Source organism: Azospirillum palustre (genome assembly GCF_002573965.1).
GTDB classification, from domain to species: Bacteria; Pseudomonadota; Alphaproteobacteria; order Azospirillales; family Azospirillaceae; genus Azospirillum; species Azospirillum palustre.
In genome coordinates this window covers 802560-826986 of record NZ_PDKW01000039.1, presented here as the reverse complement: position 1 = coordinate 826986, position 24427 = coordinate 802560, and the positions used below count along the sequence as shown (strand labels likewise).

The following is a 24427-nucleotide window of genomic DNA, read 5'->3' as shown; positions in this document are numbered from 1 at the left end:
GTAGCTTTCCTAGTCATTTTGCACCCAATGAAGAAATGATGCTCGGATTAAAGTTCACGCCGAAACGCGGCGCATTGGCGCGGATCGCATCCGCCTTGTAGCTTTGCGCAAGGTGCCCATAGTGCCTTTCCACCATGCGTGTGTCGGCGTGCCCGAGGTTGGCTGATACCACCATGAGGGGGACGCCGTTCATGACGGCCAGTGACGCCCATGTGTGCCGCAGGATATGGAACGAAACATCGGAGCCGAAGCCGGCCCGTTCCGCCGCTTCCCGCATGGGCCTTAGATGATATCCTTTCTGCCACCGCGATCCATCGTCCCGAGCAAGGATGTAGGCTGTAGGTGCCTTTCCTTCACACAGACGTCGGAATAGGTTCTGCCCCTCGTCGGTCAGGACGATATGCCGGGATCTCCCGCCCTTGCTGGCTCGGACGTGAACAGTTCCCGCGTCCTGATTGAATTCGGATACCCGAAAGTTCGCCAGTTCGGAATAACGTGCGCCGGTCTGGAGTGCAGCTTCCATCAGCGCGCTGAACCCGCCCTCTGCGGCCTCGATAAGGCGCCGCGCTTCCTCCACAGAAAGATACCGTAGGCGCGCGGCATTGGCCTCCCTGAAGGGCTGGACCTTGCGCCATGCTTCGTCAGAGGGAACCCGCCCCTCCCTCCAGGCGTGATTGAGTCCTGCCTTAAGAATGCCGAGCATCCGGTTTGCGGTTGCTCTGCGCTTCCTGGCTATCTCAGGGCTGCTGAGATCAACGTCCATGTATCGGACAGGGGCGGGGCCTTTCCCATCCTTGGGCGCCTTGGTGCGGAGCCGTGGCGGCGTCGTCACGATCTTGCTCATCCAATCACGGATGTGCTTAGGGGTGAGCTTGGCGGCCTCAATGCCGCCGATCTGGGGGACGATCAGCGCGTTAGATCGGATGCGGGCATCAGCGACCGACTTCCCGCCCTCCGCCTCTTTGTGGGACAGGTAATCAGCCATGGCGTGCGCTACCGTATAGGGGCCGGATGAGTCTGGTAGGCCTCGTTCCTGCCGGGTAAGCGCCTCATGCCGGCTGCGGGCCAGAGCCTGCGCCTGACGGTAGCTAAGGACGTTCACACCGTCCGCATCTGCCCGATCATCTGCAAGGGCCAGAGTTTCGACAGCGTATTTCTTCGCGCCCACGTACCTACGGAGCAGCCACTTCCCGCCGGTCTTCCCCCGCCGATACCCCAGGTCAGCCCCATCGACGCCAAGGTCTGCATAGATGATTGCCGCACCGATAGGGATGGCGTCGCGGGCGTTCCGCGTGTCAATCTTCGTGTTCCTGATTTGTCTCGCCAACAGCAAGCCCCCTAAGCGCAAGGGTTAGCGCGGTCCAGCCGGTTGACATCGGGCATCGCTACCCCCTGTCAAACTTCTGTCGAACTGTCCGGCTAATCGCCAGCAGCAGCCCATTAGCGCTAGTGTTGCTCAAGGCGGCAAGGAAATCAACGCTTGCAATGTCCGCGTTAGCGCTGGTTCGACAAACCTAGGGCCGCAGTCAAACCACTTTCCGCTTCTGCACAGCGGCATCCTGCTCGGCACCCTGACGGCGGTGGCGCTGAACTGGTACTTCAACGGGCTGGCAAGCGCCGACCGCGCCCGCCACGACGTCGCGGCCGCTGCGCAGGGGGCGGAGGCTTGAGGCCGGGATGGGGCCGGGAAATGGAATGAGCAATGAGAATTGAGCAATGACAAGGGCCTCACTGTTTCCAGTGAGGCCCGATTCTTGAGGTCCCGGCCAGCTTGTCATCGCCATCCGCCGAAACCTGCCACGGTCGCCCATGGTCTTCCAAGCCCGTTGCCGGCGAATGCCGACAGTGCGGGAACATCACTATATGGTGATTTTTCTCGCGGCCAGTCAAGGCTTTGCGGCGAGAGAAAACGCCCGTCAGCCAAGCCTTCACAGGCCAAGCGCAATCCGCAGGCAGCTGTCGATTGCAGTCATGTCGTCGACAGGCATGGTGTAGACCAGATATTGCCGCTGACCGTTCGGTAGCTTCACTTTGATTCGGTCAAGACGAGCGAAGGAAACCGTTGCCGCCATATCGCATTTTGCCCATATCGGTCCCCGGGCAGGTGGGTAAGCGACTGGAGATAGACGGTGATGATAAAGCTCAATCGGATCCGGTTCGACACTGCTCAAGGGCACCACGGTACACAGGCCTGGCCCGCTGCGCCGACGCGGAGAAACCACCACAACCGGCCGGACCTTGATCATCTCCGGTGGTTGGAAACCGGTATCGAAGTCGCAGATGAGGATCGAGCCACGACGGGGATGGAAGGTGATCGGCATATGCTCTGGGTAGCATTGGCGACCATTTCATTCAAGTGCATGTATATCTTTCTGTTGCCCTTACTTCCTCCGCAGCAGGTCCTTGCTAGCGAGCAGCGACCCGCCGGCGATCAGGGCGCAGGACACCCAGATGATGCCTGAATTGGCGGCGAGGCCGAACAGGACCAGCAGCAGGGTGGACAGCAGGGGCGCCAGATAGGACAGCGCCCCCAGCGCCCGGATGTCGCCGTGGCGCACGCCGTAATCCCAGACGAAGAAGGCAGCGCCCACCGGGCCCAGCCCGAGCAGAAGCATCGCTCCCCAGCCGGCGGCGCTGTCCGGCCACACCGTCCGTTCCAGCGCCAGATGGCAGAGCAGCGACAGCAGCGCCGTGACGAGGCAGAAGGCGCTGACGGCGTCGGTCGGCGCCTCGCCGATCTGGCCCAGCCGGCGGCGCAGCACCGAATAGCCGGCCCAGGTGACGGCGCTGCCGAGCGCCGCGGCATAGCCCGGCAGATGAGCCGGATCGATGGAAAATCCACCACCGCCGCCGCGGGCGATCAGCAGCGCGGTGCCCGCCAGCCCGGCGACGGCGCCGCCGACATGCCACGCCCGCAGCCGCTCTCCCGGCAGCAGGGCGGAGAACAGCACGATCAGCAGCGGCCACAGATAGTTGATCAGGTTGGCCTCCACCGGCGGGGCCGCCTGCAACGCCATGAAATAGAGGAAGTGGAAGCCGAACAGCCCGCCGACGCCCAGCGCCCAGGCCGCGACCGGCTGGCGGAAATAGCGCAGCGGGTTGTCGCCGCGGGATGCGGTCCAGCAGCTGCCGACCAGGAAGGCCAGCAGGAAGGAGGTCGCCACCAGCTGGAACGGCGGCACCATGGCGGCCAGCGTCGCCAGCGGGGCCAGCGTCGCCCACAGCAGGATGGCGATGAAGCCGACCAAAGTGGCGCGGTTGGATGAGCGGCGGTCGGGCAGGGTGGCGGTGGTGGTGGAGGCGGTCATGATGCCTGTCGGTCGGTTGGCCCCGGGGAGGCGACCATAGCCGGCATGCCGAGGGCTGTCTTGACCGGACCTCCGCCGCGCATTGACCGGAACTCCGGCCTCAAGCCGTCATCGGCAGCGGCTCGGTCCGGGCGAAGGCGGTCATCACCATCGCCTCTGCCGCCTCGGCCGCCAGCGGGCGCGAGATCAGATAGCCTTGCAGGCAGTCGCAGCCGGCCTCCGCCAGCCAATGGCGCTGCTCGGCGGTCTCCACCCCCTCCGCCACGGTGGACAGCAGAAGCCGCTGGGCGAGCGCGATGACGGTGGAGGCGATGTCGGGGGCATGCGGCAGGTCGTTGACGAAGCTGCGGTCGATCTTCAGCACATCGACCGGCAGCTGGCGCAGATAGGCCAGCGAGGAATAGCCGGTGCCGAAATCGTCGATGGCGATGCGCACCCCGAGATCCCGCAGCCGGTTCAGCGTCGGCAGATGGTGGCGCACGTCCTTCATGATGACGGTCTCGGTGATCTCCAGCTCCAGCAGGTTGGGCGGCGTGCCGTGGCGCTGCAACACCTGTTCGACCAGCCGGGCGAAGCCGGGATCGGCGAGCTGGCGGGCGGAGACGTTGACCGCCACCGGCACCGGGCCATGGTCGAGCGCCCAGCGGGTCGCGGTGCGGCAGGCCTCCTCCAGCACCCAGCGGCCGATCTCGATGATCAGGCCGGTGTCCTCGGCAACCGGGATGAAATCGGCGGGCGAGACCGCCGTCCCCTCGTGCCGCCAGCGGATCAGGGCCTCGAAGCCGGTCAGCCGGCCGCCCGCCGCCTCGATCTTCGGCTGATAGACCAGTTCGAAGGCGCGTGACGCCACCGCCTCGCGCAGGCCGGACTCCAGACGCAGGCGGGTCTCCGCCCGGTCGGTCATCTCGCGGGTGTAGAAGACGAAGCGGTCGCCGCCCGCCGCCTTGGCCGCCTGCATCGCCGAATCGGCCATCCGCATCAGGCCGGTGGCGTCCGGCGCGTCTCCATTCCCCGCTTCCGGATGGACGGCGATGCCGATGCTGGCGGTGAGATGGACGCGGTGCTCCCCCACCTCGCGCAGGGAGGACAGGCCGTCGAGCAGCCGTTGCGCAACCATCGCCGCCTCGTCCCGGTCGGCGACGCGCTCCAGCACCACCAGGAACTCGTCGCCGCCCAGCCGGCCGACGGTGTCGCAGCGGCGCACGCTGGCGCCCAGCCGCTCCGCCACCCGGCAGAGCAGCAGGTCGCCGATGCCATGCCCCAGGCTGTCGTTCACCCGCTTGAAGCGGTCGAGGTCGACATAGAGCACCGCCAGCCGGCCGGCATCCGGTTCGCGCGCGCGGTTCGCCAGCTCGATGGCGTGGTCCAGCCGGTCGAGCAGCAGAGCCCGGTTCGCCAGCCCGGTCAGCGGACAGCGCGTCGCCAGCCGCCGCAGCTCGTCATGTTCGTGCTCCAGCAGGGTGAGGGTCTGGTTGAAGCGGGCGATGACGAAGCCGAGCTCGTCGTCGGCATGGCCGCGCGGCACGGCCAGCGGCTGGCCATAGGGCTTTTCCGGGTCGATCCGCGCCACTGCGCGGCCGATCTGCAACAGAGGGCGGGTCAACAGCCGATGGAACACCGCCGCCATCGCCAGCCCGATCAGCAGGTTGCGCAGGGTTCCCGCCAGTAGTGCGGCCGAAACATAGGCGAGGAAGCCGGAGGCCGCCCGTCCGGTGTCGATGCCGACGACCAGCTGTCCAACCCGCGCGCCATCGCCCGCCCGTAGCCCGCCCGCCAATCCGGTCGCCGGGGTCATCAGATCGTGCGTCACCACCGGCCGGTCGACGAACAGCAGGGCGGTCGCCCCGCGTTCCAGCAGGCTGGCCGGCTTGGGCGGGCGTTCGCGGCGGGCCAGCAGGGTGCCGTCGCCGAGACGGATCTCCGCCCAGGCGGCGTTGGCGCGGACCATGCCCTGCAACACCTGTCCGGCCAGCTCCGCGTCGATCAGCCAGGCGGCACTGGCGGCCGGCCCGTCGACCAGCGCGACCACGTCCCTGACCTGTGCCAGTGCCGTCGCCCGCTCGCGCGTGGCGGTCCAGGCGAATTCGGCTGCGGTGATGGTCAGGCCGATGACGAAGGCGGCGAGGACCGCGTGAATCGCCTGCTTCAGCGTCAGGCTGCGCAGGACTGGGATCGCCATCGCACCGTTCCTAAGGCCGGGTGTTTCGCACCGCCGTCCCTGCCGGGGGTAAACCTTTCGGCGGGAACGGCGAACCGCAGCATTAGTGGTGCGGGCGATGACCGGGGCGCGGCGGATCTGTGAAATTTTTGTAACCGGGGCCGTGCTCTATTGCTGACAATGCATATTGCTGCATAGGGCTATTCCCGTGACGCATGGCTACCATTCAGCATTGGTAATACCAGTTCGTGTGCGCCGCAGCATATTCTGCCCTTGCCCATTCTCGGGGCGTTTCCTCCCTAAACTATAGGGCCGCGCGATTGCGCGGCCCTTTTCTTTTTCGGGGTCTTTTCCGGGAAAAGCCGGGCGGGTCAGACCCGGCGGGCGAGCGCCAGCAGGCCGCCGGCGCCGATCATCAGCCCGCCGGTCAGGCGGTTCAGCGACTTGGCCGCCGACACCGTGGTCAGCTTCGCCGCCAGACGGTCGCCGCCGGTGGCATAGGCCATGATCCAGCCGAACTCGATCACCACCATGGTGGCGACCAGCGCCACCAGCTGCGGCGCCAGCGGGGCGGCGGCGTCGATGAATTGCGGGAACAGCGCGCCCATGAAGACCAGCGCCTTCGGGTTGCTGAAGGCGACCAGCGCACCGCGCAGGAACAGGCGGACGGGGGTGCCCTCCCCCGAAGCGGCGGCGGCGGCATCGCGCTCGCCCGGCTGTTCGACCGGCGCCCGCCATGCGGCGATCCCGAGCCAGGTCAGATAGGCGACGCCGGCCCAGCGCACGATCTCAAAGGCGAGGACGGAGGTGGAGAGCAGGGCGCCCAGCCCGAAGGCCGACAGCGCCGCCATCACCGCCAGCGCCGCGCACATGCCGGCTCCGCCCCAGGCGGCGCGGCGTGCGCCGAACCGCAGGCCGAGGCTCATCGCCAGCAGCATGTTCGGGCCCGGCGTCATGGAGATCACGAAGGCGGTGGCGAAGAAAAAGGCGAGCGTCTGCCACGTCATGGCTGGGAACCTCGATACCAGGGGGTATGCCGGGGGAGCGACAATCGGCCACATCACAGCAGCATGCGCCCGGTTCCGCCGCAAGCGGCGGCGGCGAAACACAGCCATGCTTGCGCAACCGACTTTGCGGATCAGTGCGACGCCGTCCGGACCTGCCAGGCACGGAAGGCGAGGTTGGCCGAATCCTGGTCGGGCCGCTTGTAGGAGGCGAAGCGGCGGTCGCGGATGCGGCCGCGTGCCTCCTTCCACACGGCGTTCCAGTCGATGGCGCCGTCGGCCAGCAGCCGCTCCTCCATGATGCCCAGCAGGGCCTCGTTGACCGTCGAAACGCCGATGTTCTGGGTCGCCAGAACCAGCGCGTCGGGTGCGCGTTCCAAGGTCGAGCGCAGGCGCGTGTGTCCGCCGCAGGACCCCCAGAAGACCAGCGCCGTGCCCGGCGCGATCTCCGTCATGGTGGCGTCCTCGTGATAGCTGTGGCCGCGATGGATGACGATGGACGGGGCCAGCCCCTCGCGCGCCATCCAGTCCCAGGCGGCGGCGCGGCCGGCATCTCCGGCACCGGGGATGTCGGCGACGATGATGATCCGGCGCCCGTGGCGTTCCGGGCTGATGGCGACGGCGAAGCCGGACTGGGCGTGCAGCGCCCAACCCTGCGCGCGGTGCTGGCGCAGAAAGCCGCGGAAGGACGCCCGGCCGTCGGGATCGTCGTAGAAGGTCATCCGCTGCACGTTGATGCCGTTGCGGAACAGGCGCTCTCCGCTCAGCACCGGCAGGGCGGCCAGCGGATGGTTCTGGGGGAAGCGTTCCGCCTCGAAGGCGGGGGTGGCCGCGCGGCCGGACAGCCGTGCCGCGTGCAGGCTGCCCGCCAACCCGATCATGCCCCGGGCCGGCGTATCGCCGGTCCCGCTACTCCGGGCCGGCGTATCGCCGGTCCCGTTCCGGATGGAAACGTCCTGAAGGCCGGCCTTTGCCGGCGGCTCCCCGGCGGCGCGGTAGCGGGCGGCCAGCTCGTCTTCGAGTGCGGCGCGGATAGGAGGGCTGTCGAGATCCATCGCGTCGGCCAGGGCGCCGATCACGACCGCGGTGTCGATCGCCGGCGGCTTGCCGTCGGCCGGCAGCAGGGCCCGCAGGCTCTCGCGCATCAGCTCGCGTGCGATGGCCGGGTTGGTGCCGAACAGGCTTGCCGCCCGTCCGCCGCCGACCGTGGCGACGAAGAACTCCGCCCACAATGGCCGCGTCCGCTCCTCGCGCGCGAGGGTGAGGAAGCTGCGCTTCTCCAGCTTCACCTGGATCCGCAGGATGTTGACCAGCCCGTCCAGCGAGGAGGTGTAGAGCTGCGGCCCGATCCGTGCGATCAGCCCGAGCAGATCCTCCGACGACATCGCCATCGTGATGCGGAAGCGGTCGGCCGGAGGATCGTCGACCATGTCGTCGAGCAGCGCGCCGATCTTCGGCGCCATCCCCGCCGGATCGCGCGCCAGCGAGGCCGCCAATGCCTTGGCCGCATGGATTTCCAGCGCCCGGAGATCCGTCTTCGGCAGGCGTTTGCGCAGTTCGTGCCGCGTCTCGTAGAAGGGCATGCCCCCCTCCAGCGAGCGGGTCAGCAGCCCGAGGTCGAGCGCGCGGGCGATGATATCCTCCCCGCCGGGACGGGTGCCCAGCTGGTCGGCGGCTCCGACCGCATCGAACGGCGCCAGCGGAACGGCGTCGCGCAGGGCGGCCAGCGCCCCGTCGCCGGGGAACAGGCTGGAGCAGCGGAACGCCTCGGCCGGCGAGCGGCGGGCCAGCTCTGCGAAGGCCGCATCCCCGCCGAACAGGGCGTCGAGCACCTGCTGGCTCGCCGGCTCATGGTCGGCGCAGGCGGTCTGCCCGTCCGCCGGCCGGCTGTCGGCGGCCCGGCTGCTCATGATCCGCTCGTCGGCGGCCCTGGCTTCAGCCGCCTTGGCGGCCTTGGCCGCCTTTGCGGCGGCGGTTCTCGCCTCCACGGTCTGCGGATCGGCGTTCAGCGCATTGGACGGCCTGGCAGGCGGCCTGGCGGTGACGGGCTGGGTCCGGCCCTGCGGCTTTGGCCGCTCTGGCGCCATCAGTTCCGCCGCATGGATGGGGGTGGGCGGCAACTCCGCCAGCGTGATCAGGGCGGTCGCCGTCACCGGCTGCGCCATGCCCAAAGCCGGAAACCCGGTGGCGAGGACGGTGCAGACGGACAGCAGCAGCCGGCTGGTCCATCGCGACGGTGAAGCCGCAGCGGGAGCGGGGAGCGAACGACCAGGGAGCACGTCGATGGCTGCTTCGGAGATTGGACGGGGCGGGCGGCAAAGCGGGATAGCGCCGGCCTGACGGCGTACCCCGTTAGGACTAGCGTATGCAGGCAATATCGGATTTGTCACCCGTTACCCGCACTCCGCCTGCATATTCTTTCCGCTTCGGCGCTGGAGTACCCCGCACTGGCCGTCCGGCGGGATCGGAATAGACCAGTGAAGCATGGACAGGGACCGTTCGCACACCAATCCTCAATCCTTCGTCCGGCGCCCAGGCCGGACCGGTGGCTGGATGGAGGGTGCGTATGCGTGCATACCGTCTCTTGGCCCACTCCCTGACCCGCGCCTTCGCGCCTGCGGTCGCCCGTCTTCCGATCCTCGCTCTTTTATGCCTGTCCGCATTCGTGGGTCCGGCCGCGGCGCAGACGCCGGTGGACGTGGAACTGGTCTTTGCGGTCGACGTGTCCGGCAGCGTCGATCCGGATGAGGCGAAGCTTCAGCGCAACGGCTATGTCCAGGCCCTGCTGAACCCGAAGGTGCAGGCGGCGATCCGCGGCGGGCCCTTCGGCCGGATCAGCGCCACCTATGTGGAATGGGCGGGGGAAAGCCACCAGCACACCGTCGTCGGCTGGACCGAACTGAGCGATCCGGCCAGCATCGAACGCTTCGCCGCCAGCGTGGCGGAGGCGCCGATGATGACGGAGCAGTGGACCTCGATCAGCGCGGTCATCGACTATGCCGTCCCGCTGTTCGGCAACAACGGGTTCGAGGGGACGCGGCGGGTCATCGACATTTCGGGCGACGGCGAGAACAACCGCGGCCGTCCGGTGGAGGAGGCACGCGACGCCGCGGTCGCCCGCGGCATCACCATCAACGGGCTGCCGATCCTGAACGACCGCCCCAACCCCTGGGGCGGGGCGGCGCCGAACGATCTGGAAGCCTATTACCGCGAGCATGTCATCGGCGGCCCCGGCGCCTTCCTGGTGCCCGCCCGCGACTTCGACGCCTTCGCCGACGCCATCCTCAGCAAGCTGCTGCTGGAGGTGTCGGGCATTCCGCCGACCGGGCGGGGGCAAGGGAGAGGGCGGGACTTCGCCGCCCGCTGAGCGGGCGGTGACTCACTTCGCCGTCCGGCCGTCAGTTGACCGTCCGGTCGATGGCGCGGCCGGCCTTTTCCGCCGGACCCGGCGGATCGATGGCGTCCTTGACGCTCTGGCCGGCATTGTCGAGGGACTTGCCGGCCCGCTCGGCCGGGCCTTCCTGGTGGCAGGCGGCCACGGCGACCAGCGGCAGGACCAGGGCGGCGGCGCGCAAAAGCCTCAGCATCGGATTCTCCTTCACATATGGCGCGCGGCGTCCGGTGACGGGCGGCGCGCTGCAGTGCGGAAGGAACGCCATGGCCGGGCTTCGGGTTCGCCGGCCTAGCCGATTTCTCCGCCGACGGCCACGCCTGGGCCGGAACGCCACCGTTCAAGCTACTCCCCCTGATCGCGCCTTTCTCTCTCCGGCCGGCATTTTGTGTTCTACGGTCAACTGCCCGCCGCCGCACCCGTGCCACTCTTGCGTCCGTGACGAGACAGGCGGGAGGCCGGCATGGCTGGTTACCAGTGCGACCTGGGGCGGCAGCGCCACCGGTTCGACGATCTGAAGGCGGTGATGGCCTGCGCCTCGCCGCGGCGGTCGGGCGACGAGCTGGCGGGCATCGCCGCCGACAGCGACGAACGGCGGGTGGCGGCGCGCATGGTGCTGGCCGACCTGCCGCTGAAGATCTTCCTGAACGAGGTGCTGGTCCCGTACGAGACCGACGAGGTGACGCGCCTGATCATCGACCGCCACGATGCGGACGCCTTCCGTCCGGTGGCGCACATGACGGTCGGGCAGTTCCGCGACTGGCTGCTGTCCTATCAGGCCGATACCGCCGCCCTGGCCGCGCTGGCCCCCGGCCTGACGCCGGAGATGGTCGCCGCGGTGTCGAAGCTGATGCGCAACCACGATCTGGTCTGCGTCGCCGCCAAATGCTCGGTCGTCACCCGCTTCCGCACCACGGTCGGGCTGCCGGGCCGGCTGTCGAGCCGCCTGCAGCCCAACCACCCGACCGACGATCCGACCGGCATCGCCGCCTCGACGCTCGACGGGCTGCTCTACGGCATCGGCGACGCGGTGATCGGCATCAACCCGGCCACCGACAATGTCCCGGCCTGCATCGCTCTCCTGGAGATGCTGGACGCCGTGCGCACCCGTTTCGACATCCCGGTGCAGTCCTGCGTGCTCGCCCACGTCACCACGACGATGCAGGCGATGGAGCGCGGGGCGCCGGTCGATCTGGTGTTCCAGTCCATCGCCGGCACCGAGAAGGCCAATCGCGGCTTCGGCGTCACCCTGTCCTTGCTGGCCGAGGCGCAGGAGGCGGCGAAATCGCTGAAACGCGGCACCATCGGCGACAATGTCATGTATTTCGAGACGGGGCAGGGATCGGCCCTGTCGGCCGACGCCCATTTCGGGGTCGACCAGCAGACGGTGGAGACCCGCGCCTATGCCGTCGCCCGCGCCTTCGACCCGCTGCTGGTCAACACGGTCGTCGGCTTCATCGGTCCCGAATATCTCTATGACGCCAAGCAGATCACGCGGGCCGGGCTGGAAGACCATTTCTGCGCCAAGCTGCTGGGCGTGCCGATGGGCTGCGACGTCTGCTACACCAACCATGCCGAGGCCGACCAGGACGACATGGACGTCCTGATGACGATGCTGGCGACCGCGGGCGTCAATTTCGTCATCGCGGTGCCCGGCGCCGACGACGTGATGCTGAATTACCAGAGCCTGTCCTACCACGACGTGCTCGGCCTGCGGCACCTGCTGAAACGTCCGCCGGCCCCGGAGTTCGAGGCGTGGCTGGAGAAGGCCGGCTGGCTCGACGAGCAGCGCCGCCTGCCGCCCTGGCCCGACCAGAGCCTCGTCGTCTCCGCCCTGCTGGGGAGTGCGGCCTGATGAGCGACACTCCCAAGGATCCCTGGGCGCGCTTCCGCAGCGCCACCCGCGCCCGCATCGCGCTCGGCCGCAGCGGCGACGCCCTGCCGACCAAGGCGTTGCTGGAGTTCCAGCTGGCCCATGCCCGTGCCCGCGACGCCGTCCACAGTGCCGTCGATTTCGACCGGCTGGCCGCCAACCTGTCGCCGCTGGAGGCGATCCGCGTCCACAGCGCCGCACCCGACCGCCCGACCTATCTGCGCCGTCCGGATCTCGGCCGCCGGCTCGATCCCGCCAGCGCCGCCGGGCTGATGGCGGGGGAGTGGGACTTGGTCTTCGTGATCGCCGACGGGCTGTCGGCCGCCGCGGTGCAGGTCAACGCCGCCCCGCTGGTCCAGGCTTGCACGGCGCGGCTGGGGCATCTGCGGATCGGGCCGGTGGTGCTGGCGGAACAGGCTCGCGTGGCGCTGGGCGATGAGGTGGCGTCCGCCATGGGAGCCCGGCTGGTGGCACTGCTGGTGGGCGAGCGGCCCGGCCTGTCGGCCGCGGAATCGCTGGGGGTCTATCTGACCTGGGAGCCCAGGCCCGGCCGCGCCGATTCCGAACGGAACTGCATTTCCAACATCCATTCCGACGGCCTGTCGATCCAGACGGCCGCCGACAAGCTGTGCTGGCTCGCCACCGAGGCGGCGCGGCTGAAACTGACGGGGGTCGCCCTGAAGGAGGACGCCCCGTCGCTCGCCGGTCCGGACAACGAGAAAAACCAACTGACCGACCGGTCGTGAGAGAGCGCCGCCAACGGCATCAACGCCACTGAATCCAAAGCCTTGAACAGGGGCAGGAGGCAACATGTCTGGGAACACGAAAGCTGAATTGAGCAAAAGCCTGAGCGGGCTCCATCTTTGGGGCATCGCCGTCGGGCTGGTGATCTCCGGCGAATATTTCGGCTGGAGCTACGGCTGGGCGGCGGCGGGGACGCTGGGCTTCCTCGTCACCACGATCCTGATCGCGGCGATGTACACCACCTTCATCTTCAGCTTTACCGAGCTGACCACCGCCATCCCCCATGCCGGCGGTCCCTTCGCCTACAGCTACCGCGCCTTCGGGCCCAAGGGCGGCTTCGTCGCCGGCTTCGCCACGCTGATCGAGTTCGTCTTCGCCCCGCCGGCCATCGCGCTGGCCATCGGCGCCTATCTGAACGTGCAGTTTCCCGGGCTCGACCCCAAGACCGCGGCGGTCGGCGCCTATATCCTGTTCATGGGGCTGAACATCGCCGGCGTGTCCATCGCCGCCACCTTCGAGCTGTTCGTCACCATCCTGGCGATCATCGAACTGGTGGTGTTCATGGGCGTCGTCTATCCCGGCTTCTCCTGGGCCAACTTCACCGCCAACGGCTGGGCGGGGCAGGCCAGCTTCAGCAAGGACGCTCTCGGCGGCATCTTCGCCGCAATCCCCTTCGCCATCTGGTTCTTCCTGGCCATCGAGGGGGCAGCCATGGCGGCGGAGGAGACCAAGGACCCCAAGCGCACCGTGCCGCGCGCCTATATCGGCGGCATCCTGACGCTGGTGGTGCTGGCCTTCGGCACGATGATCTTCGCCGGCGGCGTCGGCGACTGGAACGCGCTGTCCAACATCAACGACCCGCTGCCGCAGGCGATGAAGGCGGTGGTCGGTGAGTCGAGCGGCTGGCTGCACATGCTGGTGTGGATCGGCCTGTTCGGCCTGATCGCGTCGTTCCACGGCATCATCATGGGCTATTCGCGCCAGATCTTCGCGCTGTCCCGCGCCGGCTTCCTGCCGCCGGTGCTGGCCCGCCTGCACCCGACGCGCAAGACCCCGCACTGGGCGATCCTGGCCGGCGGCGTGATCGGTATCGCGGCCATCTATTCCGACTCCTTCATCGAGATCGGCGGCCAGCCGCTGACCGCCAACATCGTCACCATGTCGGTCTTCGGCGCCATCGTCATGTACATCATGAGCATGGCGGCGCTGTTCCGGCTGCGCGCCACCGAACCGGCGCTGGAGCGTCCGTTCCGCGCGCCCTTCTATCCGGTGTTCCCGGCGATCTCGCTGGTGCTGGCGGTGCTGGCCCTGGTGACGATGGTCTACTACAACACCCTGGTCTTCGGGCTGTTCGTGGCGCTGTTCGCTCTCGGCTACCTGTTCCACCTCGCCACCGCCGGCATGCGGGTGAAGGCCGGGGGTGCCGCCGGGCTGACCCACATGGATGCCTTCACCGAGGCGCGGACCATGGTGGACTGAGTGCTTTTGGCTGGTTGACGTCAGAAAAGGGGCGCCGGTGTTCGGCGCCCCTTTTCTGTTTTCACTGCCCGTCGTGGCTTTGGATGAAGCTGCGGATTTCCGGCAGGATGCTCTCGCGCCAGCGGCGGCCGTTGAAGATGCCGTAATGGCCGACGCCCTTCTGGAAATGCGTCTTGCGCATGTCGTCCGGCAGCGACGAGCACAGGCGCTGCGCCGCGATGGTCTGGCCGGGGGCGGAGATGTCGTCCAGCTCGCCTTCCACCGTCATCACGGCGGTCTTGCGGATCGCCGACGGCTCCACCTTGCGGCCGCGCGACACCATGGTGCCTTCGGGCAGGGCGTGCTTCTGGAACACCGTCTCGATGGTCTGCAGGTAGAAGTCCGCCGACAGGTCCATCACCGACAGATATTCGTCGTAGAAGCGGCGATGCTGTTCGGCCGAATCGCCGTCGCCGCGGACGAGGTGGCGGAACAGCCCGACATGCTCGTTGATGTGGCGGTCGAGATTCATCGACATGAAGCCCGACAGCTGGATGAAGCCCGGATAGACGCGGCGGAAGGCGCCCGGATAATAGACCGGGACCGTGGTGATCACGCTGCGCTCGAACCACTTCAGCGGGCGTTCCATCGCCAGCTTGACCGGCACCGTCGGGTTGGCCATCGGGTCGATGGGGCCGCCCATCAGGGTCATGCTGCGCGCCTGCACCGGCTCGTCCGCCGCCGCCATCAGCGACACCGCCGCCATCACCGGAACCGCCGGCTGGCACACCGCGATGACGTGGGTGTTGGGGCCCAGGAAGCGGATCAGCTCCGCCACCGTGTCGATGTAGTCGTCTAGGTCGAAGCGCCCGGCCGACATCGGCACCAGCCGCGCGTCGATCCAGTCGGTGACGTAGACGTCATGGTCGCGCATCAGCGCTTCCACCGTGCCGCGCAGCAGCGTGGCGTGATGGCCCGACATCGGGGCGACCAGCAGCACCTTCGGCTGGTGCGGCGTGCCGGCCGGCTTGGCGAAGTTCAGCAGCTTGCAGAAGGGCGACTGCCAGACGAACCGCTCGGTGACCGGAACGGTCTGCCCGTCGACCACCGTTTCCGGCAGCCCGAAAGCGGGCTTGTCGAAGCGGCGGGTCGTCCGCTCCACCAGTTCGGCCCCGGCGGCGACCGCCCGGCCCAGCTTGGTGTAGGACAGGGGCATCAGCGGGTTCTGGAAAGTCTGCTGGGCGGCTTCGGCCCAGAAACGCATCGGCCGCATGGCAGCGTGTTGCATGTCGTACAGGTGATACAGCAAGTCAGATCCTCACGTCACGGCTGTCCCCCGGTCGGCCAGGGTCGGTTATCTCTTCGATCGCTTATTGATCGTATGACCAACCATATCCTTCGTCGGGGGTCGCGTATAGGTCAAGAGCCTTTTCGCATTTGCAAAGCTCTGTTGTTAAAAGAACATTGCGGTGCACAAAAAATTATCAACCGCAACAATCCCGCTATGACCTCAGTGCGTGACTCCGTTGGTCATACTGACGTTCTGGAACGGCCCTCGACGATCAGGGAACGGCCAGCACCGCGCGGACCGGCAGATGGTCCGATGCCCGACGGGTGAGGATGGTGCGGATCACCTCGAAAGCGGGGATTTGCAAGCCGCCGGTCACATAGATGCGGTCGAGCCGCAGGGTCGGCATGCGGGCGTGGAAGCTGCGTGGGTTGGCGACGTCGGCGAAGGAGGACTCCAGCTGGCGCAGCCGGGGGGAACTGGGCGTCCATTCGTTGAGGTCGCCCATGAACAGGGTCGGCAGCCCAGGCTGGCTCTCCACCCGCGACACTATGTCGCCGACCTGCTTGGCCCGTTCCCAGGGGTCGAGGCCGAGATGGGCGACGATAACCCGCACGGGACGGCCCTGCACCTCCACCACCGCGTCGATGCCGCCGCGCGGCTCGCGCTTGCCGACCGACAGGTCCATCGTCTCCATCGACCGCACCGGCAGGCGGGTCAGCAGGCAGTTGCCGTAATGGGCGCGCTCGCTGTGCTTGGTCGGGCCGGCATAGGCTTTCAGCCCGGTGTTGCGCTCCAGGAAGGCGAACTGGTCCATCCCCGATTCGCCGCGGTGGTGCCAGCCGACCTCCTGCAGCCCGATCAGGTCGACGTCGAGGTCGCGGATCACCTGGGCGATGCGGTCGGGGGCGAAGCGGGCGTCCAGCCCGACGCAGCTGTGGATGTTCCAGGTGGCGACGCTGAGCGCCGCCATGCCGTCGGGAACGGGGAGGCTGCGGCGGTCGGCACGGCGGGGGCGGCGGGAGCGGGCTGCGCGCAACGCGGCGGCGATGCGCTGGACACGGTCGCGGCTGAAACGGATCACGGTTCCAAATTCCTTTCCTTCGGCCTTTCGGCTGCCCTGTCGTCTTGCCGGCCCGGCGTGTCGCCAGCCCGATCCCGGCCGGAGCGGCCGAGAAGCCGGCTGGTCAGCCAGCCGAGCCCGATGGCCACCGCCGCCATTCCCGCCAGCAGCGCGAAGTCGGCGCCGCCGGGATTCGTCATGGTGCGCTCAAGCTGGTGTCCGAGCAGATTGAAGGCAAGGATGCCGGGGGCAAGACCGACCATGGTGCCGATCACAAAATCGCCGAAGCTGAGCTTCGACGCACCGGCGGCGAGATTGACCACGGTGTAAGGCGCAATCGGCACGGCGCGCACGCCGGCCACCGCGGCGATGCCGCTGTCGGCCAGTTTCCCGTTGATGCGGGCGATCAGCGGGCCGCCATGGCGGTCCAGCAGGTCGCGCCCGGCGATCCGCCCGGTCCAGAACATCGCCGCCGCCGAGGCGACCGCCCCGGCCATGGCGGTGGGGAAGCCCCACCACGGCCCCATGACGATGGCGGTGGCGGCGATCATCACCGTCAGCGGGAACATGACGTAACCGCCGGCGACATAGGCCAGCATCAGCCACAGCGGTGCCAGCGGGCTGTCGCCCAGGCTGTGGAAGGCCGACATCACGGCATCCAGCGTCGCCCATTCCCGGAGCGCCGTGTAGCGCCACATGCCCCACAGCCCCAGCAGCGCCAGCATGCCGGCCAGCGTCAGCCAGTGGCGGGTGCGCGGGATGCGCGACGGCAGCACGCGGCGGACGATCTCCACCGCGCCGACCGGATGTTCGGGATCGAAGACGCGGGCATCGGCCACCGCGGCGGCCAGCCCGTCCGGTTCGGGGTCGTGCAGCGGCTCCAGCGTGCGGCCGACCGGCTTGCGCAGCCGGTCGATGGCTGCGGCGAGCGAGCCCAGCCGCCGGTGCGCCTCCGCCACCTCGGCCGCGGTGGAGCCCAGATGCTCGGCGATCAGGTCGTCGCGGGTGTGCAGGATGGCGCGGCGGGTGTCGGCATGCTCCGGCCCCGGCCCGGCCTCCAGCGCCAGGTCGCACTCGGTGTCGAGCCCCATGGAGCGGTTGTTCAGGTTGGCCGAGCCGATGCGCAGCAGCCGGTCGTCGACCACCATCACCTTGGCATGGACGGTGATGCAGGCGCCACCGTCGGTCAGTGCGGCGAACAGGCGGAAGCGGCCATGACGGTCGGCCTCGCGCAGCTCGCGGGTCAGCCGGGCGCGGGCGCCGAGCATGACGGTGTTCTCCAGCCAGCTGGTGGTGCGCACCGGGTTGACGACGATCACCTCCGGGCCGTCGGGCTCCGCCAGCCGGGCCTTCAGCGCCTCGGCCACCGCTGACGAGGCGAAATACTGGCTTTCCAGATAGATGACGTCGCGCGCCGCGGCGATGGCCGCCAGATAGAGCGCCTCGACCTCGCGGATCTCCTCGCGTCCGTTGCAGGCGGGATCGGTGCGGGCGATGCCGACACGGACGCCGCGCAGCATCGGCTCGAAGCCCGGCGGCCAGGGGTCGGCGGCCAGCGGATGGCGGCGGGCCGGCCGGCCGGGGGCAGGGGCGGGGGGCTTCAGCGTCTCGCCGGTGGCGCGGGCCCAGCGGTCGCGGAACATCTCGCCCAGCGCGCGGGCGGCGTCGCCGTCCACCGCCATCATCACGTCGTGGAACGGCTCGTAGGGCTTGCCGTCGGGCTGGCGCCGCCGCGGGTCATGGGCATGGTGGGCGCGGGTGTCCCAGCGGTTGGCGGTGATGTCCAGCCCGCCGCAGAAGGCGACCCGGTCGTCGATCACCAGCATCTTCTGGTGATGGCAGGCGCCGGTCGGGTGGTCGCCGTCCAGCCGGTATTGCAGGCGCCGGTGGGTCAGCCAGTTGCGCAGCATGAAGGGGTGCGACCAGCGGGCGAGGTCGAACAGCTCGGCATAGTCCCACTTCAGCACATGGATGTGCAGGTCGGGCCGGGTGGTCGCCAGCCAGTTCAGCAGCGTGCCGAGCCGGTCGGGGCGGCGCGGCCGGCGGGTCTGCGGCATCAGGCGGATGCGGGCGTCGAAATCCCAGGCGGTCATGTAGATGCTGCGCCGGGCGCGCCGCATGGCGGCCTTGGCCAGCGCGAAGTAATCCTCCGCATCGACGATCACGCCGAGCCTTGCGGTGTCCTCCACCCGCCAGCAGGTCTGCCCCGGTTGCAGGATTGGCCGCAGCACACCGGCGGAACCGGCGATGTCGGGCGTCGATCCGGCTGACGGAAGCTGCTGGGGCGAGTGGGCGTACATGGCGTCCGGTCTGGTGGATGTCCTGGGTCATAACATGTGGGAAGGCCGATCCTTCCCCACCCTTCGCCATTTGGTGAAAGCCGATGGGAATTGCAGCCATCCAGGCCACGCCCACGGTCGAAAAATCACGATGGCCGGAGCTGTCCAGGGCGCCGGGGCCGCTCGATTGACCTCGCTCAGTGCGGGCGGGCGCCGGGCGTGGCAGGACTGCGCCGTCGTCGGGCACCGCCTTCGAGGGGACCGCAGAGCATGAAGATCGCCATCGGCACCAAGGATTTCGCCACCATCGCCACCCATGGCGGCCGTACCCGCCGCTTCCTGGTCTATGAGGCCGATGCCGGCACCGCCCCGGTGGAGACCGGTCGGATCGAGTTGGGGGAGGAGGAGGTGCTGCACCTCTGCGACGACGGCCGGCCCCACCCGATCGATGCGGTGCGGGTGGTGATCGCCGGATCGTCGGGCGCCGGCTTCGTCGCCCACATGAAGCGCCGCGGCATCGAACCGGTGACGACGGCGGAGACCGACCCGCTGCGGGCGATCCAGGGCTGGTTCGCCGGCACGCTGGAGCCGGCGGCGGAACCGGCGCATCCCCATGAGCACCATGACGGGCATGACGATGGGCACGGGCACGTAATCCCCAGAGGGGGAGCCACTGGCCTCCTTAAACCGGGAAGCTGACGCTGGCCGTGGTGCCGGCGGCGTCGCTGTCGGTGGACAGCGTGTCGCCGAGCTGGCCGGCCAGCGCCTCGGCCAGCATCAGCCCGTCCTCGGCGGTGGTGTCGAAACCGGCGGGCAGGGCGCGGCCGTTGTCCTCCACCGTCAGGCGGGCGCGGCCGCTGTCGCCCTGCTGGCGCACGGTGATGCGGATCCAGCCGTCGTCGGGGAAGGCATGGTGCAGGCAGCTCGTCACCAGCTCTGCGATGATCAGGCCGAGCGGCATCGCCTCGTACAGGCCGATCTGGATCGGGTCGGAATTGACGGTCACCGGCACGCGCGACAGGGCGCCCGGCGTGCCTTCCCGCACCGCTTCGCAGAGTGCCGTGACATAGCGGCCGAGATCGACATGGGTGCCGGCGCCGCTCTCGTGCAGCTGGCGGTAGAGGATCGCCAGCGCCTCGATGCGGACCATGGTCTGCTCGTAGGCGGCGCGGGCGTCGGGATCGCGGATGCGGCCGGCCTGCAGCTTCAGCAGGCTGATGACCAGTTGCAGGCTGTTCTTGGCCCGATGCTGCAACTCCCGCAGCTCGGCTTCCAACTCCTGGATGCGCGCCGTCAGCCGGTCGGCCGGAGACAGGCCGGACACGCCTGACGCGATGCCGTCGCCGGTCTGGTCCGGAGGAGAATAGGCGGTCTGCGACCGCGGAAGCATCGGCATGGGGACGGACTCGGCTCGATCGTCACGGATAAGGATCGTCGAAAACATTCGTCAATCTAAGCGCTTGTCCGGCAGGCCCCACCGGTTCTGAGGGAGTAACCCGCCGCGCCTAGCCGATATGACCGGCCCGTTATGAGAGAGGTGGCGCAACGCTCGCCCTGCATCCTGCCGTATGTCTGACGCCGCGACCAGAAGAAAGCCAAAAGAAATATTGTATCCCTCGGTTGCACTGGCAAGAGTGGCCCGATGACGATACGCAAACGCCTGGCCTGGAGCCTGTTGCTGGTCGCCCTGTCCGGCGGTTGCGCCGCCGTGGTCGGTGCCGGCGGCGACTCCGACCCCACCTCCGGCCCCCTCTCCGTCACCGCCTCCGCGGTGCCGCTCGACCGCGGACGGCCGGACAAGGTCGCGGTCGGGCCGCTGCGCTTTCTGGGCGGTCTGGACATCGCCGGGGGCGAGCGGGTCGGCGGCCTGTCCGGACTTTGGGTCGATCCGGCCGGCGACCGCTTCGTCGCCATCGGCGACACCGGGCTGGTGGTGGACGGCCGGCTGCAAACCGATGCCGAGGGCCGGCTTGCCGGCCTGTCGGAGGTCCATGCCCGTCCCTTGGCGGTCGAGGAGGGGATCTCCCATCGCAAGCGCCGCACCGATGCCGAGGATTTGACGCGGTTGCCCGACGGCGGCTGGCTGGTGTCGCTGGAGCGCGATCACCGCATCCTGCGCTACAAGGGCGGCGATGGCACCGATCAGGGACCGGCGGGCACGCCATCGCCGATCCCGATGCCGCCGGGCATGGACGGCACGCCGGAGAATGGCGGGCTGGAGTCGCTGACCCTGCTTCCCGACGGCCGGCTGCTGACCATCGAGGAGGGCAAGGACGACGGCCATCAGGACCGCCGCGCCTGGATAACCCGCAGGGGCTCGTCCAGGGACGGCGTGCCGGCGAGCGCCGACGACTGGCAGCCCTTCACCTACCGGACGGCCCCGCGCTACCGCCCGACCTCCGTCGCCCCGCTGCCGGACGGCGGCGCGCTGGTGCTGGAACGAAGGGTGTCGCTGCTGGGCGGCTGGTCGTCGCGGCTGGTGCGGGTGGCGGCGCGCCAGTTGACCGCCGGTGCGGTGGTGGACGGCGAGGAACTCGGGCGTCTGGAGGCGCCGCTGGTGAACGACAATTTCGAAGGCATCGCCACCCGGCCTGGGCCGGTGGGGGAAACGCTGGTCTATCTGATCTCGGACAACAATTTCAGCGCGCTCCAGCGCACCTACCTGCTGATGTTCGCCCTGCACGGTCCCTCCTCGTGACCTTCACGGCCCAACCGAAGTAGGACCGACCAAAGTCGGACGTGGCCGGCAACGCTGGGCATTTGACAGGGCTGCCGCCCTGCGGCTAGCTGGGCGGGTCTGGTTGCAAGGGAAACAATCGTGGTGGCGAGCGATAAGACGGGTGCCGTTCCGGTGCCGGCGGCGCCCACTGCCGGGCGGGCGGCGCTGCTGACCCTGCTGGCGATGCTGGCCTTCGCCGCCAACTCCATCCTGTGCCGGCTGGCGCTGACCCAGACCGCCATCGACCCGGCCGGTTTCACCCTGGTGCGCATCGCCTCCGGTGCGGCCAGCCTGTGGCTGATCGCCCGGGCGACCGGACACGCGAAGGCGGGCGCCGGCAGCTGGCGCGGGGCGGCGGCGCTGCTGGCCTATGCCGCCGCCTTCTCCTTCGCCTATCTGACCATGACCGCGGGGACCGGGGCGCTGCTGCTGTTCGGGGCGGTGCAGGCCACCATGATCCTGGTCGGGCTGTATCGCGGCGAACGGCTGGTGCCGCTGCAATGGGGCGGGCTGGCGCTGGCGCTCGGCGGGCTGGCCCTGCTGCTGGCGCCCGGCCTGTCGGCGCCGGACCCGCTGGGGGCGCTGCTGATGGTGGGGGCCGGGGCGGCCTGGGGCGTCTATTCCCTGCTGGGACGGGCCAGCCGCTACCCCATCGCCACCACCGCCGGCAATTTCCTGCGCGCCGCACCGATGGCGGCGGTTCTGGCGCTGCCGGCGGCGCTGGCCGGACCGCTGTCCGGAGGCGGCCTGCGCTGGGACCAGGGCGGGCTGGTCTATGCGGTGCTGTCGGGGGCGCTGGCGTCGGGTGTCGGCTATTCCATCTGGTATGCCGCGCTGCCGGCCCTGACCGCCGCCCGCGCGGCCTCCGTCCAGCTGAGCGTTCCGGTCATCACCGCGCTTGTTGCGGTGCTGGCGCTGGGCGAACGGATCACGCCGGTCCTGGCGGTGTCGTCGGTCGCCGTGCTGGGCGGCATCGCCCTGGTCATCCTGGCCAAGTCGCGGCGGGGATGAGACCGCCCCGCCTCACACCGGAGCGGGCTGTGTCCGCTTCAACGCCCGCAGGGGCTCAGACAGGTTGCGCAGCCGGGAGGGCGGGAACAGCACGGTGGCGGTGGTGCCCCGGCCCAGCACGCTCGACAGCACGAAGCGGCCGTCCTGCAACTCGACCAGCGACTTGACCAGCGGCAGCCCCAACCCGGTCCCGGCATAACGGCGGGTGTGGGAGTTGTCGACCTGATGGAAGGGTTCCATCACCTGGTCCAGTTCGATGCCGGGGATGCCGATGCCGGTGTCGCTGACCCGCAGGCGCAGGCTGCGCGCCACCCGGTCGGCCTCGACGACGATCCGTCCGCCGGGCGGGGTGAACTTCACCGCGTTGGACAGCAGGTTCAGCAGGATCTGGCGCACGGCACGGGCATCGGCATAGAGGATGGGCAGGGAGGCGGGCAGCGCCGCCGTGAGGGTCACGCCCTTTTCCACCGCCAGCGGTCCCATCTGGCGCAGGCATTCGCCGATCAGGTCGTCGACCGGCAAATCCTCCTGATGCAGCACATATTTGCCCGACTCGATCTTGGTGGTGTCGAGGATGTCGTTGATCAGGCTCAGCAGATGCTGGCCGGACTTGCGGATGTCGCCGACATATTCGGTCTGCTTGGCCGACATCTGGCCGAAGATGCCGCTTTCCAGCGCCTCGGAGAAGCCGATGACGGCGTTCAGCGGGGTGCGCAGCTCGTGGCTCATGTTGGCCAGGAACTGGGTCTTGGCCCGGTTGGCGGCGTCGGAGACCTGCTTGGCGGCGATCAGCTCCGCCTCGATCCGGTGGCGGGCGGCGATGTCCTGGATCAGCCGCTGCTGGCTGTCGCGCAGCGCCCGTTCGCTGTCCTGGAGGTCCGCCATCGCCCGTTCCCGCCGCCCCGCCTCGCTCAGCAGGGCGAGCGTCATCGCCGCCAGCACCAGCGTCCCGGCAAGATCGGCGACCGCCAGCGTCATCGCCTTCGACCACCAGGGCGCCAGCACCGCGTCGCGCGACGACGAGACGGTCACCGCCACCGGCATCTCGGCCGATGCGCGATGGCTGAGGATCCGGCGCGGCCCGTCGCTGGCGCTGTCCAGCAGTTCGGTGCCCGCCCGCGTCTGCTTCAGCAGCGTGGTGAACAGCGGCAGATGGTGGGCGGAAAGGCCGATGTAGCTGTCATGGTCGGGGAAGCGGGCGATCACAGGCCCGTCGGCGTGATAGAGCGTGACCACCGCGTCGCCGGAGAGCGGAAGCGTCTGGTAGAAGCTGCGGAAGGCCATCGGTTCCATTACCGCGACCACCACGCCGGCGAAGCGGCCGTCCGGCCTCTCCAGCCGCCGGCTCATGCTGATGAACCAGGTGTTGGAGGTGCGGCCGCGCACCGGGTTGCCGACGAAGACCGCATCGGCACCGCCGGGCACCAGCCTGTCGCGGTGCGCCATCAGGTAATCGCGGTCCGACAGGTCGATGCCGGCCGGCTCAAGGGTCTGGGTGTCGTGGATCAGCTGGCCGCCGGCCGACACCACCAGGATTGCGCGGATCAGCGGCGACAGGGACGCTTGGCGGCGCAGCAGGGCGAAGACGTCGGCGTCGCCGCGTTCCCAGGCGTCGGCGCGCACGGCCAGGACCTCGACCGCCCCGGCAAGGATTTTCGCCACGCCGGACAGGCTGTCGGTGGCATGGTGCTCCAGAACCAGCGCCATCGCCGCGCTGTCCTCCCGCGCCCGGGCCAGCGTCTCGTCGCGCTGGTGCAGCAGGTCGTAACCGACCAGGGCGTTGAGGCCCAGGATCAGCGCCACACCGAATGCGCCCATTCCCCCTTTGAGACGCGAGATCAAGCGACGGCCCGCCATGTCCGGTCAAGGATCGTGCAATCCTACACCGTGCAGGGACCGGCCGGAAGTCGCCTTTTCGTGGAACAAAGAGGTCGTTTGTTCCCTTAAAGGCGGACGGACGTGCTGGAATAGCGCTCCGCGGTCGAGTGGTCCATCGTGTTCAGCACCGCAGCCGTGCCCAGCGCGATCACCGCCGCGGCGGCGAAGCCGAGGATCATTGCCTTCATTCCATCACTCCCTGACATGTGCGCGACTCCGGTCGCATAAAAGCAAAGCGGCCGCGGCGGCGCAA

Annotated in this window: 20 protein-coding genes; 7 read left to right on the top strand and 13 right to left on the bottom strand. The window is 68.8% G+C overall.

Going from position 1 to position 24427, the window contains the following annotated elements; all coding sequences use genetic code 11:
• Nucleotides 1-13: 13 nt before the first annotated feature.
• The 6 genes from CRT60_RS09900 to CRT60_RS09875 form a co-directional block, all read right to left on the bottom strand.
• Nucleotides 14-1327, bottom strand: a complete 1314-nt coding sequence (locus CRT60_RS09900; protein WP_098736292.1) for a tyrosine-type recombinase/integrase — start codon at nt 1325-1327, stop codon at nt 14-16.
• 601 nt (nt 1328-1928) lie between these two features.
• Complete coding sequence (locus tag CRT60_RS09895) at nt 1929-2321, bottom strand: type II toxin-antitoxin system PemK/MazF family toxin (RefSeq protein ID WP_098736214.1); 393 nt, start codon at nt 2319-2321, stop codon at nt 1929-1931.
• A gap of 60 nt (nt 2322-2381) precedes the next feature.
• Nucleotides 2382-3308: an aromatic amino acid exporter YddG gene (gene yddG, locus CRT60_RS09890; protein ID WP_098736213.1), complete on the bottom strand. Its 927-nt coding sequence runs from the start codon at nt 3306-3308 to the stop codon at nt 2382-2384.
• Nucleotides 3309-3408: 100 nt separating this feature from the next.
• Nucleotides 3409-5487: a putative bifunctional diguanylate cyclase/phosphodiesterase gene (locus tag CRT60_RS09885; RefSeq protein ID WP_098736212.1), complete on the bottom strand. Its 2079-nt coding sequence runs from the start codon at nt 5485-5487 to the stop codon at nt 3409-3411.
• 350 nt (nt 5488-5837) lie between these two features.
• On the bottom strand, nt 5838-6473 hold the full coding sequence (locus CRT60_RS09880) for a LysE family translocator (RefSeq protein ID WP_098736211.1): 636 nt from the start codon (nt 6471-6473) through the stop codon (nt 5838-5840).
• Between the two features lie 131 nt (nt 6474-6604).
• Nucleotides 6605-8749: a hypothetical protein gene (locus CRT60_RS09875; protein WP_098736210.1), complete on the bottom strand. Its 2145-nt coding sequence runs from the start codon at nt 8747-8749 to the stop codon at nt 6605-6607.
• Nucleotides 8750-9036: 287 nt separating this feature from the next.
• Between CRT60_RS09875 and CRT60_RS09870 the strand changes: the two genes are divergently transcribed.
• Nucleotides 9037-9837, top strand: a complete 801-nt coding sequence (locus CRT60_RS09870) for a DUF1194 domain-containing protein (protein ID WP_098736209.1) — start codon at nt 9037-9039, stop codon at nt 9835-9837.
• Nucleotides 9838-9868: 31 nt separating this feature from the next.
• Here CRT60_RS09870 and CRT60_RS09865 read toward each other — a convergent pair whose 3' ends face one another.
• Nucleotides 9869-10057 carry a hypothetical protein gene (locus CRT60_RS09865; protein WP_244592380.1) on the bottom strand — a complete coding sequence of 63 codons (189 nt, stop codon included), beginning with the start codon at nt 10055-10057 and terminating at the stop codon, nt 9869-9871.
• Nucleotides 10058-10324: 267 nt separating this feature from the next.
• Between CRT60_RS09865 and CRT60_RS09860 the strand changes: the two genes are divergently transcribed.
• The 3 genes from CRT60_RS09860 (at nt 10325) to eat (ending at nt 13957) form a co-directional block, all read left to right on the top strand.
• Nucleotides 10325-11716: an ethanolamine ammonia-lyase subunit EutB gene (locus CRT60_RS09860; protein WP_098736207.1), complete on the top strand. Its 1392-nt coding sequence runs from the start codon at nt 10325-10327 to the stop codon at nt 11714-11716.
• Nucleotides 11716-12480, top strand: a complete 765-nt coding sequence (gene eutC / locus CRT60_RS09855; RefSeq protein WP_098736206.1) for an ethanolamine ammonia-lyase subunit EutC — start codon at nt 11716-11718, stop codon at nt 12478-12480. Before CRT60_RS09860 ends, eutC begins: the two co-directional genes overlap by 1 nt.
• Nucleotides 12481-12568: 88 nt before the next feature.
• Nucleotides 12569-13957 (top strand): ethanolamine permease, encoded by a 1389-nt coding sequence (gene eat / locus CRT60_RS09850; RefSeq protein ID WP_425290401.1) that lies wholly within the window; start codon nt 12569-12571, stop codon nt 13955-13957.
• 61 nt (nt 13958-14018) lie between these two features.
• On the opposite strand, the gene CRT60_RS09845 is transcribed toward eat, so the two are convergent.
• The 3 genes from CRT60_RS09845 to CRT60_RS09835 form a co-directional block, all read right to left on the bottom strand.
• Nucleotides 14019-15245, bottom strand: coding sequence for a polyhydroxyalkanoate depolymerase (locus tag CRT60_RS09845; protein WP_098736204.1), 1227 nt, complete (start codon nt 15243-15245; stop codon nt 14019-14021).
• Between the two features lie 253 nt (nt 15246-15498).
• The gene (locus CRT60_RS09840) at nt 15499-16308 is read right to left on the bottom strand and encodes an endonuclease/exonuclease/phosphatase family protein (RefSeq protein WP_098736203.1); all 810 of its coding nucleotides are present in this window, start codon (nt 16306-16308) and stop codon (nt 15499-15501) included.
• Nucleotides 16305-18587 carry a VTT domain-containing protein gene (locus CRT60_RS09835; RefSeq protein WP_098736202.1) on the bottom strand — a complete coding sequence of 761 codons (2283 nt, stop codon included), beginning with the start codon at nt 18585-18587 and terminating at the stop codon, nt 16305-16307. Before CRT60_RS09835 ends, CRT60_RS09840 begins: the two co-directional genes overlap by 4 nt.
• 249 nt (nt 18588-18836) lie before the next feature.
• Between CRT60_RS09835 and CRT60_RS09830 the strand changes: the two genes are divergently transcribed.
• Nucleotides 18837-19265, top strand: a complete 429-nt coding sequence (locus tag CRT60_RS09830) for a NifB/NifX family molybdenum-iron cluster-binding protein (protein WP_098736201.1) — start codon at nt 18837-18839, stop codon at nt 19263-19265.
• On the opposite strand, the gene CRT60_RS09825 is transcribed toward CRT60_RS09830, so the two are convergent.
• Entirely contained in the window at nt 19249-19962 is a 714-nt protein-coding gene (locus tag CRT60_RS09825; RefSeq protein WP_098736200.1) for a sensor histidine kinase, read from the bottom strand. The two genes, CRT60_RS09830 and CRT60_RS09825, sit on opposite strands and share 17 nt — an antisense overlap.
• Nucleotides 19963-20208: 246 nt before the next feature.
• On the opposite strand from CRT60_RS09825, the gene CRT60_RS09820 reads away from it, so the two are divergent.
• On the top strand, nt 20209-21264 hold the full coding sequence (locus CRT60_RS09820; RefSeq protein WP_167421656.1) for an esterase-like activity of phytase family protein: 1056 nt from the start codon (nt 20209-20211) through the stop codon (nt 21262-21264).
• A 123-nt stretch (nt 21265-21387) separates the two neighbouring features.
• A complete protein-coding gene (locus tag CRT60_RS09815) occupies nt 21388-22296 on the top strand; it encodes a DMT family transporter (protein WP_244592379.1) in 909 nt (302 codons plus the stop codon).
• Between the two features lie 12 nt (nt 22297-22308).
• On the opposite strand, the gene CRT60_RS09810 is transcribed toward CRT60_RS09815, so the two are convergent.
• Both CRT60_RS09810 and CRT60_RS37500 read right to left on the bottom strand, forming a co-directional pair.
• Entirely contained in the window at nt 22309-24114 is a 1806-nt protein-coding gene (locus tag CRT60_RS09810; protein WP_098736198.1) for a sensor histidine kinase, read from the bottom strand.
• 125 nt (nt 24115-24239) lie between these two features.
• Nucleotides 24240-24362, bottom strand: coding sequence for a hypothetical protein (locus CRT60_RS37500; protein ID WP_280177207.1), 123 nt, complete (start codon nt 24360-24362; stop codon nt 24240-24242).
• Nucleotides 24363-24427 lie beyond the last annotated feature (65 nt).

Excerpts from the sequence above, each read along its gene's own strand:
- CRT60_RS09895 (WP_098736214.1), bottom strand. The coding sequence starts at position 2,321 with ATGCCGATCACCTTCCATCCCCGTCGTGGCTCGATCCTCATCTGCGAC.
- yddG (WP_098736213.1), bottom strand. The coding sequence starts at position 3,308 with ATGACCGCCTCCACCACCACCGCCACCCTGCCCGACCGCCGCTCATCC.
- CRT60_RS09885 (WP_098736212.1), bottom strand. The coding sequence starts at position 5,487 with ATGGCGATCCCAGTCCTGCGCAGCCTGACGCTGAAGCAGGCGATTCAC.
- CRT60_RS09880 (WP_098736211.1), bottom strand. The coding sequence starts at position 6,473 with ATGACGTGGCAGACGCTCGCCTTTTTCTTCGCCACCGCCTTCGTGATC.
- CRT60_RS09870 (WP_098736209.1), top strand. The coding sequence starts at position 9,037 with ATGCGTGCATACCGTCTCTTGGCCCACTCCCTGACCCGCGCCTTCGCG.
- CRT60_RS09865 (WP_244592380.1), bottom strand. The coding sequence starts at position 10,057 with ATGCTGAGGCTTTTGCGCGCCGCCGCCCTGGTCCTGCCGCTGGTCGCC.
- CRT60_RS09860 (WP_098736207.1), top strand. The coding sequence starts at position 10,325 with ATGGCTGGTTACCAGTGCGACCTGGGGCGGCAGCGCCACCGGTTCGAC.
- eutC (WP_098736206.1), top strand. The coding sequence starts at position 11,716 with ATGAGCGACACTCCCAAGGATCCCTGGGCGCGCTTCCGCAGCGCCACC.
- CRT60_RS09835 (WP_098736202.1), bottom strand. The coding sequence starts at position 18,587 with ATGTACGCCCACTCGCCCCAGCAGCTTCCGTCAGCCGGATCGACGCCC.
- CRT60_RS09830 (WP_098736201.1), top strand. The coding sequence starts at position 18,837 with ATGAAGATCGCCATCGGCACCAAGGATTTCGCCACCATCGCCACCCAT.
- CRT60_RS09825 (WP_098736200.1), bottom strand. The coding sequence starts at position 19,962 with ATGCCGATGCTTCCGCGGTCGCAGACCGCCTATTCTCCTCCGGACCAG.
- CRT60_RS09820 (WP_167421656.1), top strand. The coding sequence starts at position 20,209 with ATGACGATACGCAAACGCCTGGCCTGGAGCCTGTTGCTGGTCGCCCTG.
- CRT60_RS09810 (WP_098736198.1), bottom strand. The coding sequence starts at position 24,114 with ATGGGCGCATTCGGTGTGGCGCTGATCCTGGGCCTCAACGCCCTGGTC.
- CRT60_RS37500 (WP_280177207.1), bottom strand. The coding sequence starts at position 24,362 with ATGAAGGCAATGATCCTCGGCTTCGCCGCCGCGGCGGTGATCGCGCTG.